The organism is Acinetobacter calcoaceticus ANC 3811, from assembly GCF_000399665.1.
Taxonomy (GTDB): Bacteria; Pseudomonadota; Gammaproteobacteria; order Pseudomonadales; family Moraxellaceae; genus Acinetobacter; species Acinetobacter calcoaceticus_B.
The window spans coordinates 3,207,835-3,226,263 of record NZ_KB976986.1; the positions used below are offsets into that span (position 1 = coordinate 3,207,835).

Annotated in this window: 11 protein-coding genes; 6 read left to right on the forward strand and 5 right to left on the reverse strand. The window is 39.4% G+C overall.

All coding sequences use genetic code 11. The features are described from left to right. Positions 1 to 14: 14 nt before the first annotated feature. The gene (gene msuE, locus F935_RS16275; protein WP_016139885.1) at positions 15 to 752 is read right to left on the reverse strand and encodes an FMN reductase; all 738 of its coding nucleotides are present in this window, start codon (positions 750 to 752) and stop codon (positions 15 to 17) included. 376 nt (positions 753 to 1,128) lie between these two features. On the opposite strand from msuE, the gene F935_RS16280 reads away from it, so the two are divergent. Then, a complete protein-coding gene (locus F935_RS16280) occupies positions 1,129 to 1,779 on the forward strand; it encodes a response regulator (RefSeq protein ID WP_016139886.1) in 651 nt (216 codons plus the stop codon). 47 nt (positions 1,780 to 1,826) lie between these two features. Here the strand turns inward: F935_RS16280 and F935_RS16285 are convergent, their stop codons facing one another. After that, on the reverse strand, positions 1,827 to 2,594 hold the full coding sequence (locus F935_RS16285) for a hypothetical protein (protein ID WP_016139887.1): 768 nt from the start codon (positions 2,592 to 2,594) through the stop codon (positions 1,827 to 1,829). A 391-nt stretch (positions 2,595 to 2,985) separates the two neighbouring features. Further along, entirely contained in the window at positions 2,986 to 6,483 is a 3,498-nt protein-coding gene (locus tag F935_RS16290) for a hybrid sensor histidine kinase/response regulator (protein ID WP_035366371.1), read from the reverse strand. 181 nt (positions 6,484 to 6,664) lie between these two features. Here F935_RS16290 and F935_RS16295 point away from each other — a divergent pair, with 181 nt between their 5' ends. The 4 genes from F935_RS16295 to F935_RS16310 all read left to right on the forward strand — a co-directional run bounded on the left by F935_RS16295 (position 6,665) and on the right by F935_RS16310 (position 11,713). Beyond that, positions 6,665 to 6,997, forward strand: coding sequence for a DUF485 domain-containing protein (locus tag F935_RS16295; RefSeq protein WP_016139889.1), 333 nt, complete (start codon positions 6,665 to 6,667; stop codon positions 6,995 to 6,997). A 1-nt stretch (position 6,998) separates the two neighbouring features. Then, complete coding sequence (locus F935_RS16300) at positions 6,999 to 8,714, forward strand: cation acetate symporter (RefSeq protein WP_016139890.1); 1,716 nt, start codon at positions 6,999 to 7,001, stop codon at positions 8,712 to 8,714. A 171-nt stretch (positions 8,715 to 8,885) separates the two neighbouring features. Then, positions 8,886 to 9,578 carry an ion channel gene (locus tag F935_RS16305; RefSeq protein ID WP_016139891.1) on the forward strand — a complete coding sequence of 231 codons (693 nt, stop codon included), beginning with the start codon at positions 8,886 to 8,888 and terminating at the stop codon, positions 9,576 to 9,578. Between the two features lie 167 nt (positions 9,579 to 9,745). After that, positions 9,746 to 11,713: a BCCT family transporter gene (locus tag F935_RS16310; RefSeq protein ID WP_016139892.1), complete on the forward strand. Its 1,968-nt coding sequence runs from the start codon at positions 9,746 to 9,748 to the stop codon at positions 11,711 to 11,713. A gap of 60 nt (positions 11,714 to 11,773) precedes the next feature. Here the strand turns inward: F935_RS16310 and omp33-36 are convergent, their stop codons facing one another. After that, complete coding sequence (omp33-36, locus tag F935_RS16315) at positions 11,774 to 12,673, reverse strand: porin Omp33-36 (RefSeq protein ID WP_016139893.1); 900 nt, start codon at positions 12,671 to 12,673, stop codon at positions 11,774 to 11,776. Between the two features lie 1,007 nt (positions 12,674 to 13,680). Here omp33-36 and F935_RS16320 point away from each other — a divergent pair. Beyond that, positions 13,681 to 15,390 carry a GGDEF domain-containing protein gene (locus F935_RS16320; protein ID WP_016139894.1) on the forward strand — a complete coding sequence of 570 codons (1,710 nt, stop codon included), beginning with the start codon at positions 13,681 to 13,683 and terminating at the stop codon, positions 15,388 to 15,390. Positions 15,391 to 15,428: 38 nt separating this feature from the next. Here F935_RS16320 and uvrA read toward each other — a convergent pair whose 3' ends face one another. Beyond that, positions 15,429 to 18,260, reverse strand: coding sequence for an excinuclease ABC subunit UvrA (gene uvrA, locus F935_RS16325; RefSeq protein WP_016139895.1), 2,832 nt, complete (start codon positions 18,258 to 18,260; stop codon positions 15,429 to 15,431). Between the last annotated feature and the right edge of the window lie 169 nt (positions 18,261 to 18,429).

Genomic DNA, 18,429 nt, shown 5'->3' on the forward strand with positions numbered 1-18,429 from the left:
TTCGTTATTTTTATTTAGGCAACATGCGTTAATGATTTGCCAGACTTGTGATGCAAGCGAGATTCTGCTGCATCAAGATCAGGTACAGCTGCTGAAGGTAATACTTCTTCTTGCTCAATTTGCTTGTTAATACCAAGCTCTTGATTCGCTTGCTGAGTCTTAGATTTGATCACTTCAGCACGTTTACCTTTCGCTGGCGCCCATTCTAAAATTGGTAATGCACGCGCTACTGCTAACGTAATACGATCTGATAATTGCTCGCTTTTCACCGTGTATTCAGGGGTAAAGTCACGATCGGTCGCATATACGCCAATTGGTAAAGTTTGTGCTTGGAAGAAACTGAACAATGGACGAAGTTGATGTTCAAGTACCAGTGCATGACGATCGCTACCGCCTGATGCTGCTAAAAGTACAGGCACATCGACCAATGCAGTTTGTTCAACAAAATCGAAGAAATGTTTGAAAAGGCCCGTAAAAGAAGCGCGGTAAACAGGTGTTCCTACAATTAAAGCATCTGCTGCTTCAACTGCTGCAAGATCATCTTGTACACGCTGTGGAAGTTGGTTGCGATAAAATGCACCGCCTAGTAATGGCCCAATTTCGCTTAATTTAATAAAGTGAACTTTAATATCGGTTGCTTCGGATAACTCATCAAGAATGGCTTGAACCAAACTTTCCGTTTTAGATGGGGTATTTAAGCCACCAGAAACAGCAACAATATTCAAAGGTTTTGGTGATGTGATACCAGTCATAATTTGGTTCCTAAGCCTAAAACAAGAGATTGGACTTATTAATCAACAACGACGGCAAACTGTAAAATAACGAAATTGGTCAACCTTATCAGTTTTAAATATAAAAGATAAATAGTGGATTTTTATCCTTTGTTTATATATTAAGTTGCTGTTTTTATTTTATATAATTATTGGTGATATATTTTTTATAATAAAAAGTAAGCTTATATAAAAAACAGATTAATTTTGATTAAATGTTAAAAAACATCTGAATATTTTAGCTAAGTTCTGCATTTATCAACATTTTGCATAAAAATGGATAAGATGAACGTATCTTTCAACTAAATAGTAGGGTTACAATAGGCCATACTTATGTTCAAGATTACTTTAATCGCTTATGAATATTTTAATCGTTGATGATCATCCTTTGTTTCGTCATGCTTTAATTCAAGCAGTACGTTATAGCCTGCCACAGGCACAAATTCATGAAACAGCTTCGGTTGATGAGTTTTATGAGCGTTTGGAAAATGGGGCAGAACCTGATCTAGTATTACTCGATTTAAATTTGCCGGGTGCTTCAGGCTTTTCTGCTCTAGTCTATGTACGAGCACAGTATCCAGCTATTCCAATTATTGTGGTTTCTGCGCATGAAGAAACTTCAATTATTCAGCGTGCGATTGCACATGGCGCGATGGGTTATATTCCTAAATCTGCTCATCCAAGTCATATTGGTGAAGCGATTCGCCACGTTTTAGAAGGTGAAATCTGGTTACCACCTAACCTGCCATCTAACCTTAATCTTGATCCGAGAGCGGCAGATGAAACTGCTTTAGCTGAACGTATTCAATCTTTAACACCACAACAATTCCGTGTTTTGATGATGGTTGCAGAAGGCTTGTTAAATAAACAGATTGCCTACGAACTCGATGTTTCAGAAGCAACGATTAAAGCGCATGTGACAGCCATCTTTAGAAAGTTAGGTGTACAAAACCGAACACAGGCTGTACTGGCAATTAGTGCATTAAATATTGAAGATAGAAAAATCTAAAAATTAAAAAAAAAGACCTCAATTGAGGCCTTTTTTATATGTGCAACTTAAGCAAGGCAATCTTGCTTTGGTGTTAGGCTGTCGCAGTACAAAGGATTGAGTGCACATTGCAAATCATCAATTTGATCTTGAGTCACATAACCTTTCATTTTTAAATATTCAGCCACGCGGTCATCACGCAAGCTTAAAAACGCTGCATCATAAACGCCTAAATCTACAAAAAGTGCAGCTGTTTCTAGACTATTAAAGCGATCAAGGAAAATATCATTGCCATACATCAAGAAGATATGGTCGAGTTTTGCTTTTTCATCAACATGTAGTCGTTCAGCAAGTTGATCTGGATGAGTTTTAATAAAGAGTAAGTCAGAGAGTTCATCAAACTGAGTCATATCTAACTGATTTTCTCCGTGTTTGACGTGACCAAGCCAAGCTTTGAAAACAAGTACAGCACCACCGCGAAGTAACATGCTCCAGATTTGATGACGTGTGTCATGATCAAGATTTTCACTTTCAGCTGTAAGGACTTGTAAGAACTTTTCTTCTTGTTGACCTAATTTATCAAATAGCCCTAAACCTTGTGGATGGTAGGCTGCTGGAGCAAATACATCAAAATTCAAATCATGAAAAATATTAAGTGCCAAAGGAACAGCACACTGATAAATCGTATTTAATGCCTTGATATGGGCTTCATTCAGTTTGCTATTGGGAAAAATACTTTGCCAATCTAGTTCAGGAAGTAAAGCATTGGCACTGTATTGACGATAAAACTGTTGAGATGAGAGTTGGCCTTGTGGGCTGTTATCAGAAATATTCATGGCAATTGTCCTTTGCATTAATTCGTGAGCAGGGGGGGGGGCTTAATATAGAAATCGGTTAAAAAATGGTTATACATTTATCAAATGCGTTTGGAATAGTTATGTGTCATCAAGAATGCAAGTAGAATACGACTAAAGTCGTATATAGTGGTTTTGAGTGGATAATAATTATAAAAAACAGATATTTGTTAAATTGTAACTAAGTATACAAGTGTTCACTTACAAAAAAGATGAGCTTTGCCATAGAAAAAGGGCTGTTGGAAAGTTTGGCCAATTATTTAATCAACAAAAGTAGACTTTTTGAGCAGTTCTGCCTATTGGCTTAAATTAAACCTATAACTTTTGCCAAAAATCTCTCCCAAACCTATAAAAAGGCTGGGAGATAAAATGTTTAATCTGCCGCGCTGGCAATTTTAAGTCCCGATAACCAAGCTCTTAATGAGGCTGGTTTAAGCGGTTTTTTGAGTAAAACAATGTTCAGTTCTTTCAATTGCTGAGGTAACTCTGGATGAGAGTCCGCTGTAATTAAAGCAACCGGAACATCATGCTGACGATTTTGCAAAATAAAATCGACGCCGAGTTGGTTGTTATTTAAATGCTGATCGATAAGCCAGACCTGAATATTCTCTTTTTGAATAATCTCAAGCGCTTGTTCTGGTTCAGTGGCTTTAAAAACTTGATAGCCCCATCGACCTAGTAAACTACTCATTCCCTCTAAAATAGTTTCATCGTTGTCTAAACACAAAATTCGATAGGCCTTCGTTTTTAATGGCACTGTTTGCACGGTTGGGGTAATCACTTTTGGCGCTTCTACGACTGGAACTTCAATCATAAAGCAGGAGCCTTTATCGAGCTGCGAATAAACATGAACAGGGTAATTCAACAAGCTTGTCATACGCTGCACAATAGCAAGTCCTAAGCCTAGACCTTGCTCACCCCAAGGCGATAAATGTCCACAACGTTCAAACTCTTGAAACAGTTTAATACGTTGTTCTTCGGCAATTCCGGGGCCTGTATCCCACACGCCAATTCGAATATGGTCAGGTTTTTGCGCCGAGCGTAGAACGCCGACAATCACTCTACCTTTGGCTGTATAGCGCAAAGCATTACTCACAAAGTTTTGAATAATACGTCGAATCCACTGTGGATCTGTGTCAATCCAGAACGATACATCGTGAACTTTGAGTGAAATATTTCGCTGAGCAGCAATCGATTTAAACTGTAGTTCAAGATCACTGAGTAAATCATGCAAAGGATAAGGCTGTCTTTTTGGCTGAATGCTACCGCCTTCTAAACGGGCAATATCGAGTAGGGCAGAGAGCATACTTTCTGCACCATACAGCGCACGGTCAAGCTGCTGCAAAGTTTGACGGTCTTCTTCAGTCGCAATGCTTTGTTCAAGAACTGTACTAAAGAGACGAGCAGCATGCATAGGCTGTAATAAGTCATGACTTGCTGCAGCAATAAATCGGCTTTTCGACATATTGGCCATATCAGCTTGTTCACGTGCCAGCTGTTGCTCAGTTAAAGCACCGGCAAGTTGTTGAGTTCGATCTTTTACGCGAGCTTCGAGTATTGCCTCATTTGTACGGAAGGGGGTAATGTCGGCAAATGTCGTTACAAAGCCCCCACCTGAAATAGGGTTGCCACGCATTTGAATAACGCGTCCGTCTTTACGGATTCGTTCAAATTCATGCGCGCTTCCGACTTTCATCCAGTGCAAGCGTTTACGAACATGTTCTTCGACTGAACCGGGGCCGCATTCGCCTCGCTCAGCGTTATAACGAATCAGATCGGCAATTGGACAACCCACATAGACTAAATCTTTTGGGTAGCCAAATAATTTTAAATATTGGTTATTCCAAGCCACCAAACACATATTTTTATCAACCACACTCACCCCTTGGGTCATGTGGTCAATCATGGTCATGAGCAGGTTTTGGTTGAAACGTTGCCACTGTGAGGCTTGGTCTAAAATATTCGCGACTTGTCCTAATGCAAGACCATTATTAATCATTGCTGTAGTGAGCAAAGTACGTGCAGAAGCAGCTCCGATAATGCCCGCGAGATATTGCTCGGTGAACCGCCACCACATGCCGTTGGCGATGCTATTTGGGTTGAGCGTGAGATGATTTTGCTCACAAAAGTTTTCAAATGCTTGTGTTGTGGGTTGTTCACCCGTAATTCTTTTAGCAAGAGCAAACAGGTCGCCTACTTTTAAACGTGCTGCATCGTGTGGTAAATAGGTTAAATCGGTAGAGGTATGCGGTGATGGCAAGGGTTTCGTTTCATAGTAGAAAAAGCTTTCTGCCTGAATTTGCTCAGCCACGCTTGGTCGATAAATTTTTGAAATCCAGATATATAAAACAATATTTAAACCGAGTGACCAAATAACACCATGGGTTAAAGGTGCAAATGATTCAAACCCAAGAAGTGACTCTGGACGTAATGCATTAATTCCTAATGGCCCAAAAAGCAAAATGCTTTGGGCAGTTTCTTGATAGTTTTCGGGTAAACTACGCAAAATCGTTGGACACAGTAAAGTATAACTCCACATTAAAAATCCAATGATGAGGCCAGCATAGACACCTTGACGGCTTCCGCCACGCCAGTACAAACCACCGATCAGCGCAGGGGAAAATTGAGCAACAGCACTAAAAGCCAAGAGGCCGAATACTGAAAGCTGGTTAATATCATTAAAGAAATGGAAGAATAAAAAGCCAAGTAGCATCACTGCAACAATACTAATGCGGCGGCTAAATTTAAGAACTTTAGGTAAATGTTTATCGTGGCGCGAGAGCACTTTAAAACGCCAAAGCGCAGGCATAATTAAGTCGTTACTGAGCATAATAGACAGGGCAACTGACGAAACCAGTAACATGCCTGTCGATGCAGAGAATCCACCTAAAAAAGCCAGTAAAGCCAGCCCTTCTTGGTTATAGCTCAGTGGTAATGACAACACAGCAACATCAGGTACAGTTAAGAACTTCGGTGCTGCATGCAACGCCCAGCTTGCGATCGGAATAATGGCTAAAATCGTTAAAATGAGATAAACCGCAAACCATTTACGCGCACCACGAATATGCTTTTCATCACGCAGCTCGACAACAGCCACATGAAACTGGCGGGGTAAACAGATAATTGCTAAACCTGCCAATAAGGTCTGAATCCAGAAAGTTTCAGGTACTCCAAATAGTTGAACCTCCTGAAAGGTTTGGTTCACATCGGCTGTGACTTGTACAAGATTTGCTGGTGTTTCAAAAATAAAAAATAAAGCGACACAAATCAGAGCGAATAATTTTACAAAAGATTCAAATGCGACGGCCAACATGAGGCCACCATGTTGCTCGGTATTGGCAATTTGTCTTGTACCAAAAATCATGGCCAAAATAGCCAGTACACTAGTTAAAAGCAAAACACTATTGGTGGTTGTATGGATATGAGCATTCTGTTCCATAATGACAGAAGTACTTAAAGCAATCGCACGTAACTGTAAGGCTAGATAGGGAATAATCGCGATTACAGCCAAAATGGTGACCAGTGATGCCAATACCCCACTTTTCCCATAACGTGCCGCAACAAAGTCGGCAATTGATGAGATAGCATGGTGCTGACGTACCCGACCTAAACGTCGCCAAATGTCATAGCCAAACCAGACAAATAAAAGAGGGCCTAAATAAATAGGCAAGAAAATGACACCTTCCCGAACAGCTGCTCCAGTTGCGCCATAAAATGTCCATGATGAACAGTAAACGCCGAGCGTTAAGCTGAACAAGAACATGCGGCCACGTGTACTTAAACGGCTGGCATGCTTTTCACCAAAAAAAGCACAAACAAATAAGAGTGCTATATAAAGGGTGAGTACCCCAATAATCAGCCAGCTGTTCATATGACTCACATGATTAAAACCTTGTGCCTATCATACCCCAAGCAGAAACAAAGCTATAAATTGATTAAATTTTAACGACCAAAGTCTAAGTTACGAATTACACGTAATTTTGCTAACTTTAATCCTGAGAAACTACTATTAAAAAGTGGCCAAGGCTGGGCACAGGGCAAGGAGTTTGGTTATGGATCAGAACCAAGTAGAACAGATTCTACGCAATCCAAAGTTTCAAAAGATGGTCAAGAAAAAAAGTACATTAAGTTGGACGCTCACAATCATCATGTTAGTTCTTTATGTGGGTTTTATGCTGCTTGTAGGCTACAACAAAGAATTTTTAATGAGTTCGTTTAGTGGTGGTGTAACGACATGGGGAATCCCGCTAGGTTTAGGAATTATCGTTTTATCTTTCCTACTATGTGGCGTGTATTCTTTTATCGCAAATAGGACTCTTGACCAGTTGAGTGCAGAAGCGTTGAAGGAAGTTGAAGCCATCACGCATGAGAAAGGACTACACTAATATGAAATGGAATTCATTAAAGGCGAAAGCTTTATTAGCCGCAGCATCGCTATATTCAACAGTGGCTATGGCAAGTCCAGATCTGGGTGAAGCTGAACAACAGGCAACTAACTGGCATGCCATTATTATGTTTGTCATTTTTGTTGGTTTCACTTTGTTCATTACGAAGTGGGCTGCAAAGCAAACCCAATCAACTCAAGATTTCTATACAGCAGGTGGGGGCATCAGCGGTTTCCAGAATGGTCTGGCAATTGCGGGTGACTATATGTCTGCTGCATCTTTCCTTGGTATTTCTGCACTTGTGTTTAGTTCGGGCTTTGATGGCTTACTTTACTCGCTTGGGTTCATGGTAGGTTGGCCAATCGTTTTATTCTTGGTTGCAGAACGTTTACGTAACCTTGGTAAATATAACCTTTCAGATGTGGTTTCATTCCGTCTTGAAGAAAAACCAGTACGTACTTTAGCTGCAATCAGTTCACTTGTTGTTGTGGCATTCTATTTGATTGCTCAAATGGTAGGTGCGGGTCAGCTCATCAAATTACTATTTGGTTTGAACTACAACATTGCAGTCGTCATCGTTGGTCTATTGATGATGGCATACGTAATCTTTGGTGGCATGTTGGCAACGACATGGGTACAAATTATCAAAGCGGTCATGCTACTCAGTGGTGCAACCTTCATGGCATTCATGGTAATGAAAGCAGTTGGTTTCAGCTTCAGCAACATGTTTAGTCAATCAATTGAAGTTTTCAGTAAAGTACATGACATCAGCTTGACCGATGCTGCAAAAATCATGGGGCCGGGTAAACTTGCGGCAAATCCAATTGATGCCTTGTCTCTAGGTTTGGCGTTGATGTTTGGTACAGCAGGTCTTCCACACATCCTGATGCGTTTCTTCACTGTAAAAGATGCAAAAGAAGCTCGTAAATCGGTTGTGGTTGCAACAGGTTTCATTGGTTACTTCTATCTTTTAACTTTTATTATTGGTTTCGGTGCGATCCTTTTCGTATCAAACAATCCGCAATTCATTGATGTTGCAAAAATGGCAGTAACAGGCAAACTTGAGCTTGTTGGTGGTAACAATATGGCAGCCGTGCATTTAAGTGACGCTTTAGGCGGTGACTTATTCATGGGCTTCATTTCAGCAGTAGCGTTCGCAACTATTCTTGCGGTTGTTGCTGGTTTAACACTTTCAGGCGCCTCTGCAATCTCTCATGATTTATACGCTAACGTATTCAAGAAAGGCCAAACAACGCCTGCTTCTGAGCTTCGTATGTCAAAAATTGCGACATTGGGCTTAGCAATCTTCGCAATGGTTTTGGGTATCTTGTTTGAGAAGCAAAACGTAGCATTCATGGTTGGTTTAGCATTCTCTGTAGCTTGTTGTGCAAACTTCCCAGTTCTTGTTCTTTCAATGTTCTGGAAAGGCTTAACAACTCGTGGAGCGGTTATTGGTGGTGTTGTTGGTCTTGTAACAGCAGTAACACTCATTGTTCTTTCTAAAGCAGTTTGGGTAGATACTTTAAAAATCTCTGATACACCAATCAATCCATTCAATGGTCCTGCATTATTTGCTATGCCATTGTCATTCCTTTGCTGTTGGTTATTCTCGGTAACTGACAACTCTGCACGTGCTAAGAAAGAGCGTGCTGCTTTTGATGCTCAATATGTTCGTTCAATGACAGGTATTGGCGCATCTGGTGCATCGGATCACTAAGATCAATATTGCTAGATAATCCTTTAAAAAGCCCTACGGGGCTTTTTTTATACTTATTTTATTTTCAATTTAGAGCTTAGATATTAATAAAGAGCAACTTGTTTGCCTTGTTTTGTGTACAGTATTATTTGTTAACTCTCAAAAAAGCATAATGAAACAAGGAAAATAATAATGCGATCTATTATTGATTTCTGGGCAAGTTTTCGCTTATTGCCTTCTGCATGGCTGCTATTCGTTCAGTTTATTTTATTAATTTTAGCCATGCTGACATTTGATAGTTTGCCTTACCGGACTTTAACCTGGTCATTAGGTGTCCTTGCTTTATTGTTGATTGCTAAAGTTATTCGCCAGACGCCGATGTTTACTTTTTTAGGTTTAACATTTGTGAGCGGTGCAATTCTGTCATCAGTACTTATTGTGTTGGGATATAGCAATTTATATATTCAGCTATTTGCCCATAGCTGTGAAGCTCTGGCCTATTTTTCGGCAGCTTATGGTTTATTTCGTTATATGTTCGCTGACCGATATTTAACAAGAGATGAGCTATTTGCGGCAGCAGCTGTCTTTACACTGATTGCCTGGGGTTTTGCATTTTTATATAACATCTGCCAGCTCGTTTTCCCTTATAGCTTTCAAAATCCAAATAATCCTCATGCTTTACAAACTTGGCTAGATTTACTCTTTCTAAGCTTTAGCTTGCAATCGGCTACAGGCTTATCCGATCTCATGCCAATCACTCCACCAGCGCGCGTTTTAGCCATGCTCCAAATGTTTTGTGGAGTCATGTATTTAGCTTTGATCGTCACCCGCCTAATCGCTTTACAATATATTACCCACCTCCCTAAAAAAAATTCAGATAAATAATGGAGGAGGTGTTTTAATTTATTTACACCTTTGTAACTGCAATATTCTTTAAGTTTATTTAGAGTGTTATCGGCTTTCTCTATTGAAAGCCCTAGCTTTGTTCATTCTATGAATATCTTATCGGCATTTAAGCCTGTCACTCGTCATTAAAATAACATGGAGGATTTATGCCTTCCAAACAGTCCGGTTGGTTCGCAAACGTTAATCCTAACGTATTTTTTGGTACGGTCATTATTATTGCTTTGTTTTTAGCAGTGGTTGTGATTGCTCCGAGTTCTTTTGAGCTTTTAACGCAGCAATTAAAGCAGTGGATCACTGATTCATTTAGCTGGTTCTATGTTTTATCTGTTGCCTTCTTCCTCATCTTATTGATTTACATTGCCTGTTCCTCAATTGGACGCATTAAATTAGGGCCAGATCATAGTCAGCCTGATTATAACAATGGGTCTTGGTTCGCCATGCTGTTTACGGCAGGGATGGGGATTGGGCTGATGTTCTTCGGCGTTGCCGAACCTGTCATGCATTATGTTAATCCACCAAGTGGAGAGGCTCAAACCATTGATGCAGCACAGCAAGCATTAAGAGTTACCTTTTTCCATTGGGGGCTACATGCTTGGGCAATCTACGCTGTAGTTGGGCTAGCTCTGGCTTACTTTGCCTATCGGCACAATTTACCTTTAAAGACTCGGTCTGCACTGTATCCTCTTATTGGGAAGAGGATTTATGGAGTGTGGGGCGATGGTATCGATATATTCGCGACCATTGGAACTGTATTTGGTGTCGCGACATCGCTTGGCTTTGGGGTAACCCAGATCAATTCTGGTTTGCATTATTTATTTGGTGTAGAGCAAAGTACTCATGTACAGGTTTTACTCATTATTTTTGTGAGTATATTAGCTTCCTTATCTGTATTTTTAGGTCTTGATAAGGGCGTAAAACGTTTATCGGAGCTAAATTTAGTCTTAGCTTTAATATTATTAGTTTTTGTTTTTATTGCTGGTCCAAGTATTTATTTACTTCAAACGACGATTCAAAACACTGGACAATATATTTCTAACCTGTTCACTATGACATTCAACTTATATGCCTATCAGCCAAATGGCTGGATTGGTGGTTGGACAATTTTGTACTGGGCTTGGTGGATTTCTTGGTCGCCATTTGTGGGAATGTTTATTGCCAGAGTTTCACGCGGTCGTACCATTCGAGAATTTATTGTTGGGGTTTTACTCATTCCAACAGGCTTTACCATTATCTGGATGGGCTTTTTAGGAAATGCTGCATTATTTAGCATTATTCATGAACACCAAACGACATTAATTCAGGCTGTTCAGCAAGATTCGTCAGTTGCATTATTTGAATTCTTAGGTCACTTACCGTGGTCTGGGGTGATGAATGTCTTGGCAACGATTTTGGTGGTTTTATTTTTTGTCACCTCTGCTGACTCGGGGGCATTAGTCACCGATTACTTAACGGCTAAATCTGAAAACTCACCCACTTGGCAGCGTCTGTTTTGGACGGTACTCATGGCTGTGCTCGCAATTATTTTATTGCTAGTCGGTGGCCTAGCCGCACTTCAGGCTTCCATCATTATGAGTGCATTGCCTTTTACTGTCGTCATGCTCTTAATGAGTTGGGGTTTAATAAAGGCCTTGCATCTTGATGTCACGAAAATGACAGCAATTCAAGAAGCACGCATTACACCACGTGCCATTCATAATCCACGAAGCTGGCAACAGCGTTTAGGGTTAATCATGCACTATCCTCATAATGAAGAAGAGGTTCGTGAATATATTGAGAAACAAGTAGCGGGTGCATTTGAAAATATTCAACATGAATTTAGACGTCGTCATCTTGAGGTTTCAATTAGCCAACTTGAAGATAGTATGCAACTTCGGGTAGACCATCACAATGAAATTAATTTTATTTATAAAGTTGTTCCACGTGAAACAGTACCGCCAAGTTTTTTAATTGGGCGTACTGAAGCCGAAGATGGACAATATTTTCAAGCTGAAGTTTTCTTAAGAGAGGGTGGCCAGAACTATGATGTAATGGATTGGACGCAAGAAGATTTAATTCAAGACATTATTGATCAATATGAACGTCATCTGTATTTCTTGAATGTTGTGCGAAGCTAATATTTAGGTGTAAAAAAAGGACTCAATTGAGTCCTTTTTTAATTCGATTTCTAAATTAAATTAGAAACGGAATTTAGCATTTAAGCCGATAGTTTGTGTATCGTAGCTAGACTTTTTAACGTCAGCTTTCATGTACGATGCACCAACTGCTAAAGCTGGAGTAATGAAGTAGTTTACGTTACCACCCCAAGCTTGACGGAATTCACCAAGGTCATTACCTTTGATGTCAGCTACGCCATCGTTACCGATGAAAGATGCGCCAACACTTAACTTAGGAGTTAAGTAAAGGTCAGTTTTCAAACCGTATTGGTTTTCTTGACCGAAAGCACCAGCAGCTTCAAAACCAATTGCCATGTTAGTTCCATCGATTGGACCTACATATTTAGCACGTGCAGTAATAGCATCTTGGTCATCTTGAATCGCAGCAGTTTGGTTTACAGCAGAGTAGATACCGTTGCTGATGATGCCAAAGTTGTCTAAAGCGAATTGGTTAGCAACACTTGTATAACCAACAGTCATCAAGAAGTTAGGTAACAACATAGCACCAACTTCTAATGCATAACGGTCACCGTTGTCATCTTTAGAGTTGTTGTTTTTACCATCAACATCAGTGTGGTTGTAAGTTGCGCTAGCATATACAGGAAGGTAAGGAGTAGGAACGTAAGCCTCGCCTTTAACACCGTAAGTACCAATGTGGTAGTTTACGTTGCCTTGGTCATACTGTTGGTAGCTATAACCTAAAGATACGCTAGAAGCTTGGTTCAAGAAAGCCGCTTCAGCTAAAGGACCTTTAGTGGTATCAACATTTTTTAAATAGTATGTACCAGCAACGTCACCAGTGAAGTTTTTATCGTTTGCAGTTGTGTCAACATATTCAGATTGACCTTGAACTTCAAATTGATAAGCATGAGCACCGGTCATGGCTAATAATACAGCAGTGGCTAAACCAAGTTTTTTCATAATCATTTCCAGCAATAACAAGAGATAAAGCTGGGGTCATTGTATTGTAACAATTTATGAAGTCAATAATGAAAAAAGAGAATGTTAAAGATATTTGACACTTATGTTAAAATTGGTGAAAAACTAATCAAATGAAAAGTAAATTGTCAACCTGATAAAAAAATGAACATTTACAAGAGGCTAATAATTATATTTCATAGGGAATTTAGTAGTAAATGTTAAAAAATAATTACAATTACAATTGAAAAAATAGATTAATGTAATCGGTTTTAACGTTAAGTAAATTGTAGAGTTGCTTACATGTTGGGTAAAAAACCATCAATTTATTATCGAATTTATAATATTTTGAGGAATAGTTAACAATATTTCGATTAGTTTAACTAAAAAATTTAACTATTTTTAATTATTATATAAGTGAATAAAATAAAAGAAATCTCTATTTTAAGTTGAAAAATCGATTAAATTTTAAATTCTGATTAATTTAATCGACTTTACAAAAGTAGAGATAGGTCACATAATTCAATTGCAAAGTTCACTACCTAACGTTTTTAGGATTTAAAGTGCTTGCCCTAATACGATGTGTGTTGCACATCAGATTTTACGAGCTCAGCTTTCCCCAAGGTTGAGCTTTTTTTTATCTATAAGAAAATCTTAAAATTATAATAATAATTACATGAAATTTATTTAAAAAAATATTAAGCCAAAAAGAACCCAGCTTAAAGCTGGGTAGTGGATGCTGGGAGAAGTGCATCCAAGAGGATAATTAAATATGTTTTAGTATCATCACTAAATTTCTTTCATCTGTAAAATAGAGTTTTTTTATAAAAAACATTCAATTTTTCGATACTAATTATTTAAGCTTACTCAAATGTAGAAGCCGTATAATTATTAAAAGAGAAATGAAGGTTTTATTGATGAAATTCTAGTTATTAAAATGCTAGGATGAATTTAAGCCTAATTTATATCGTATTAAAAATGGCAGGACATTTACGGAGTACCAGCTAGAAATGTCAGGATTACGTTCAGAACATATTAGTAATCGACTGTTCTTTTTCATGCTGGTTATTATTTTGTCTTTATTATTCATGGCAGTACCACTTATTGTGGGAAGCTATCAGGATTATATAAAAACTAGACAGGCCTTAGCCGAAATAAAAAGTTTAAGAGCAGTAGCTGATATTGCCTATAAAATTTCTAAGGAGCGTGCTCCAGCTAATAAAATGATGTCGAGCAGTCCTAGTGATTTATTAAAGAATCAGCAAGAATTAAAAAAATTTCGTTTAACTGTCGATACGCAAATTGATACAAGCATTCTTATTTTAAAACAAGCTGGTTATGTTTCGTTAGCAAACGAGTTGCAAACCAATTTCAAAGAAAATCTTAGACAAGCTCGACGCGTCGTTGATTATTACGGTGAAACTCCCTATGGAGCCAGAACTTCTGTTCAAATGGATAATGCCATTTTGGGAATGTTTGGAGTCTGGGATCAGTGTAGGGAAATACTGCAAAAACTAATGTTGCAGCTAAAAAGTAAAGATAGCCGTATTTCTAATTACTTTACACTCATTATCGTTCTGACGGACATGCGTGATCAAGCGGGACGGATGGCATCTAATATTATTGCTCCTGTGAGCTTTAATGAAGAAATTCCAAGTAATAATCGCGCGCGCTCTCTACAAACTCAGCATCAATCTAGATATTTATGGATTTTGGTTGATACCTTGCAGCCTGAACAGGCAAAGACCCCTGAATACCGTCGGTTATATGCCCGAGTGAAATCAGAATTTATAGATAAGGGTATTCCGATAGTACAAAACTTATTAGAAGAAAGCCAAAAAGGGGAGCCATATGATTTAAATGGCACTCAATTGACAGAAGCAATCGTGGGTAAATTTACCACTGTGGTTGATTTACAAAGTTATATTCTTGATGAAAGTGTCGTGATTGCAACTCAAGAAAATATAATTGCTCGAAATGGTTTTCTTTTAACTTTATTAATTTCTTTAATTTCTTTAGCCACAGCGTTACTTACGCTTAATTATGCGCAAAGAAGGGTATTTTCTCCCTTAATAAAAGCAAGAACTTTAATTTTAGATTTATCGCGTAGTTCTAATCATTGGACAGATGAGATGAATATGACAACAAAAGGTGAATTCCTTTCCCTTTTTGAAGCGATTGATCGATTACAGCGTATGTTGCAGCAGCGCGATGCTTTTGAATTTCAATTAAAGAATATTGCCAATACAGACCCATTAACTGGTGTGTCTAACCGTTTAGCTTTATCTGAATATTTAAAAATTGTTGAAAGTTATCCTCAAAAATTTACGCAGACTTGTTTAATGATTATAGATATTGATCGTTTTAAACAGGTGAATGACCAATATGGGCATATTGTGGGTGACCATGTCATTGTCAGTATTGCCGAGCAATTAAAGCAGAATATTCGAAGTTCGGATTTAATTGTTCGTTATGGTGGAGATGAGTTTTTAATATTATTAGAACAGGTGCAATTTGTAGATGCCCGTCTTTTAGCAGAGAAAATTCGGATTGCGATTTCTTTAGAAGAGATCTGTTTATCTGGTTCAGATGAAAAATTGCATGTGTCTGTGAGTATTGGTTTTGCCATAGGTGCGGCGAGTTGGATAGAGCTTTTAGAGAAAGCCGACCGTTCACTATTAAGAGCTAAAGCTCGAGGACGAAATGCAGTTGAGGGGTAAAAAAGCCGGAAATGATTTCCGGCTTTTTATTTAATAAATTACTTCAACATCGGCTTTAAGAAGCGCCCAGTGTGGGAAATCTCAACCTCGGCCACTTGTTCAGGCGTACCTTCAGCAATGATCATGCCACCACCTGAACCACCTTCTGGACCTAAGTCCACAACCCAGTCCGCTGTTTTAATGACATCAAGGTTATGTTCAATCACAACAATGGTATTACCCTTGTTACGTAGCTCATGCAAAATGTCGAGTAACTTAGCAATATCATGGAAATGTAGACCTGTTGTTGGTTCATCCAAGATATATAAAGTTTTACCCGTATCTCGTTTTGCTAACTCACGTGCCAGTTTTACACGTTGTGCTTCACCACCAGATAAGGTCGTAGCAGCTTGACCTAAACGAATATAGCCTAAGCCCACCTGAGTTAAGGTTTCTAAGCGGCGATGGATAACTGGAATTGCACTAAAGAATTCAGCAGCATCTTCAACAGTCATTTCTAAAACATCAGAAATGTTTTTGCCTTTATAGCCCACTTCTAGCGTTTCACGGTTATAACGTTTGCCATGACATGCATCGCAAGGCACATACATATCTGGTAAGAAGTGCATTGCAACTTTAATCATGCCGTCGCCTTCACAGGCTTCACAGCGTCCGCCTTTTACGTTGAACGAGAAACGACCAGCGCTATAACCACGCGCTTTTGCCTCTGGCGTTTGAGAAAATAACTCACGGATTGGCGTAAATAAGCCTGTATACGTTGCAGGATTAGAGCGTGGTGTACGTCCAATCGGGCTTTGGTCAATATCAACCACTTTATCTAGATGTTGAAGACCATCGATTGAATCAAACTTCTCGGCTGTTAATGTGGTTGCACCATTGAGCTGTGTAGCTGCTAATGGAAGCAAAGTACGGTTAATCAGCGTCGATTTTCCTGAACCTGAAACGCCAGTCACACAAGTCATAATGCCGAGCGGAATGGTTAAATCGACATTTTTTAAGTTATGACCTGCTGCACCTGAAAGTTTAATGAACTCATCTGGGCGTGGTGATTGAGTCCGTTGTTTTGGTATCTCAATTTTGCGTTTGCCCGAAAGGTACTGGCCTGTGAGTGAATCAGCATGGTTGGCCAATTCATCATAAGTTCCTTCGGCAATAATCACGCCACCATGTATTCCAGCTCCCGGACCGATATCAATAATATGGTCGGCCGCACGAATTGCATCCTCATCGTGTTCAACGACTAACACCGTATTACCTAAATCACGTAAGCGAATCAGCGTTTGTAATAGGCGATCATTATCGCGTTGATGTAAGCCAATCGATGGTTCATCAAGGACATACATTACGCCCATTAAACCTGCACCAATTTGTGAGGCTAAACGGATACGCTGTGCTTCACCGCCCGATAAGGTTTCGGCAGAACGAGCTAAACTTAAATAGTTCAGTCCAACACTCACCAAGAAATGTAAACGCTCTCGAATCTCTTTAAAGATTTTATCGGCAATTTCACCTTTAGCACCTTCAAGGTTCAAGTCTTGATAATAATTTTCGGCATCACCAATCGACATGCGGGTAATGTCGGCAATCGTTTTATCTTTAACGCGAACATGACGTGAAATTTCATTTAGACGTGAGCCATCACATGCATCACACGCTGCATTAGAAAGGTATTGAGCTAAATCATCTCGTACATAGTTACTTTCAGTTTCACGATAACGACGTTCAAGGTGCGGTAAAATTCCTTCAAACGGTTGTACGCGTGTATGTTTACGACCGCGCTCATCGATATAACTTAAATCGACTTTTTCTTTGCCAGTGCCTTGTAAGAATTTCTTTTGAGTATCTTTATCTAACTGATTCCAAGGCGTATCAAGTTGAAAACCAAAATGATCGGCAACTTTTTGTAGCATCGAATAGTAATACGGACGCTGACGATCCCACCCACGGATAGCACCTTCACTAACCGCAAGATCAGGATTTGGAATGAGCTTTTCAGAGCTAAAATGACTGCGTGTACCTAAACCATCACAAACAGGGCAGGCACCGAACGGATTGTTAAATGAAAACAAACGTGGCTCAAGCTCTGCGACTGCGCGATCACACTCAGGGCATGAATGCTTCGCAGAAAAAACGCGATCTGGGTGTTCACCGTTCATCCATGACAAAACAGCAATATCGCCACCTAAACGTAATGCAGTTTCAAATGATTCCGCAATACGGTTGCCTAAGTCTTCACGTACTTTAAAACGGTCAACCACAACTTCGATGGTGTGCTTTTTCTTTTTGTCGAGTTCGGGTGGCGTATCAATATCAATGATTTCACCATCAACACGGGCACGAACAAAACCTTGACCTTGCAGTTGTTCGAACAGGTTACTGTATTCACCTTTACGCTCGCGAACCACAGGGGCAAGCAACATGAGTGCTGTGCCTTCTTCAAGTGTTTTTACCGCATCGACCATTTCAGAAATAGTTTGCGCAACCATCGGTAAGTCGTGTTCAGGGCAATATGGCGTACCGACACGTGCATAAAGCAAACGCAAATAGTCATAAATTTCGGTAATCGTACCAACCGTTGAACGTGGGTTATGACTCGTTGATTTTTGCTCAATGGCAATCGCTGGAGATAAACCTTCAATCGAATCGACTTCTGGCTTTTCCATTTGCGATAAAAACTGGCGAGCATAGGCCGAAAGCGATTCGACGTAACGGCGTTGTCCTTCGGCGTAAAGGGTATCGAAGGCAAGAGAAGATTTTCCTGAACCTGATAACCCCGTAATTACCACAAACTTATCGCGTGGAATATCGAGAGACACATTTTTTAAATTATGGGTACGTGCGCCTCGAATACGGATATGACTTTGGCTCATAAAACATCTCAATTATGTATTAATGAAAATTTAGGTGTTGTTTTGATTAGCACAGGGAGATGTGGCTATTTATAAACAACAGACCCTATATATGATAACGATTTAAAATTGTTCAAGTGCTACAAAATGATTTAAAGCGACAAATTGTGACGGTTAAACGACAATCGAC

What these genes read in the sequence shown, in the direction of transcription:
- msuE (WP_016139885.1), bottom strand. Translation starts at nt 752, where the DNA reads ATGACTGGTATCACATCACCAAAACCTTTGAATATTGTTGCTGTTTCT.
- F935_RS16280 (WP_016139886.1), top strand. Translation starts at nt 1,129, where the DNA reads ATGAATATTTTAATCGTTGATGATCATCCTTTGTTTCGTCATGCTTTA.
- F935_RS16285 (WP_016139887.1), bottom strand. Translation starts at nt 2,594, where the DNA reads ATGAATATTTCTGATAACAGCCCACAAGGCCAACTCTCATCTCAACAG.
- F935_RS16290 (WP_035366371.1), bottom strand. Translation starts at nt 6,483, where the DNA reads ATGAACAGCTGGCTGATTATTGGGGTACTCACCCTTTATATAGCACTC.
- F935_RS16295 (WP_016139889.1), top strand. Translation starts at nt 6,665, where the DNA reads ATGGATCAGAACCAAGTAGAACAGATTCTACGCAATCCAAAGTTTCAA.
- F935_RS16300 (WP_016139890.1), top strand. Translation starts at nt 6,999, where the DNA reads ATGAAATGGAATTCATTAAAGGCGAAAGCTTTATTAGCCGCAGCATCG.
- F935_RS16305 (WP_016139891.1), top strand. Translation starts at nt 8,886, where the DNA reads ATGCGATCTATTATTGATTTCTGGGCAAGTTTTCGCTTATTGCCTTCT.
- F935_RS16310 (WP_016139892.1), top strand. Translation starts at nt 9,746, where the DNA reads ATGCCTTCCAAACAGTCCGGTTGGTTCGCAAACGTTAATCCTAACGTA.
- omp33-36 (WP_016139893.1), bottom strand. Translation starts at nt 12,673, where the DNA reads ATGAAAAAACTTGGTTTAGCCACTGCTGTATTATTAGCCATGACCGGT.
- F935_RS16320 (WP_016139894.1), top strand. Translation starts at nt 13,681, where the DNA reads ATGTCAGGATTACGTTCAGAACATATTAGTAATCGACTGTTCTTTTTC.
- uvrA (WP_016139895.1), bottom strand. Translation starts at nt 18,260, where the DNA reads ATGAGCCAAAGTCATATCCGTATTCGAGGCGCACGTACCCATAATTTA.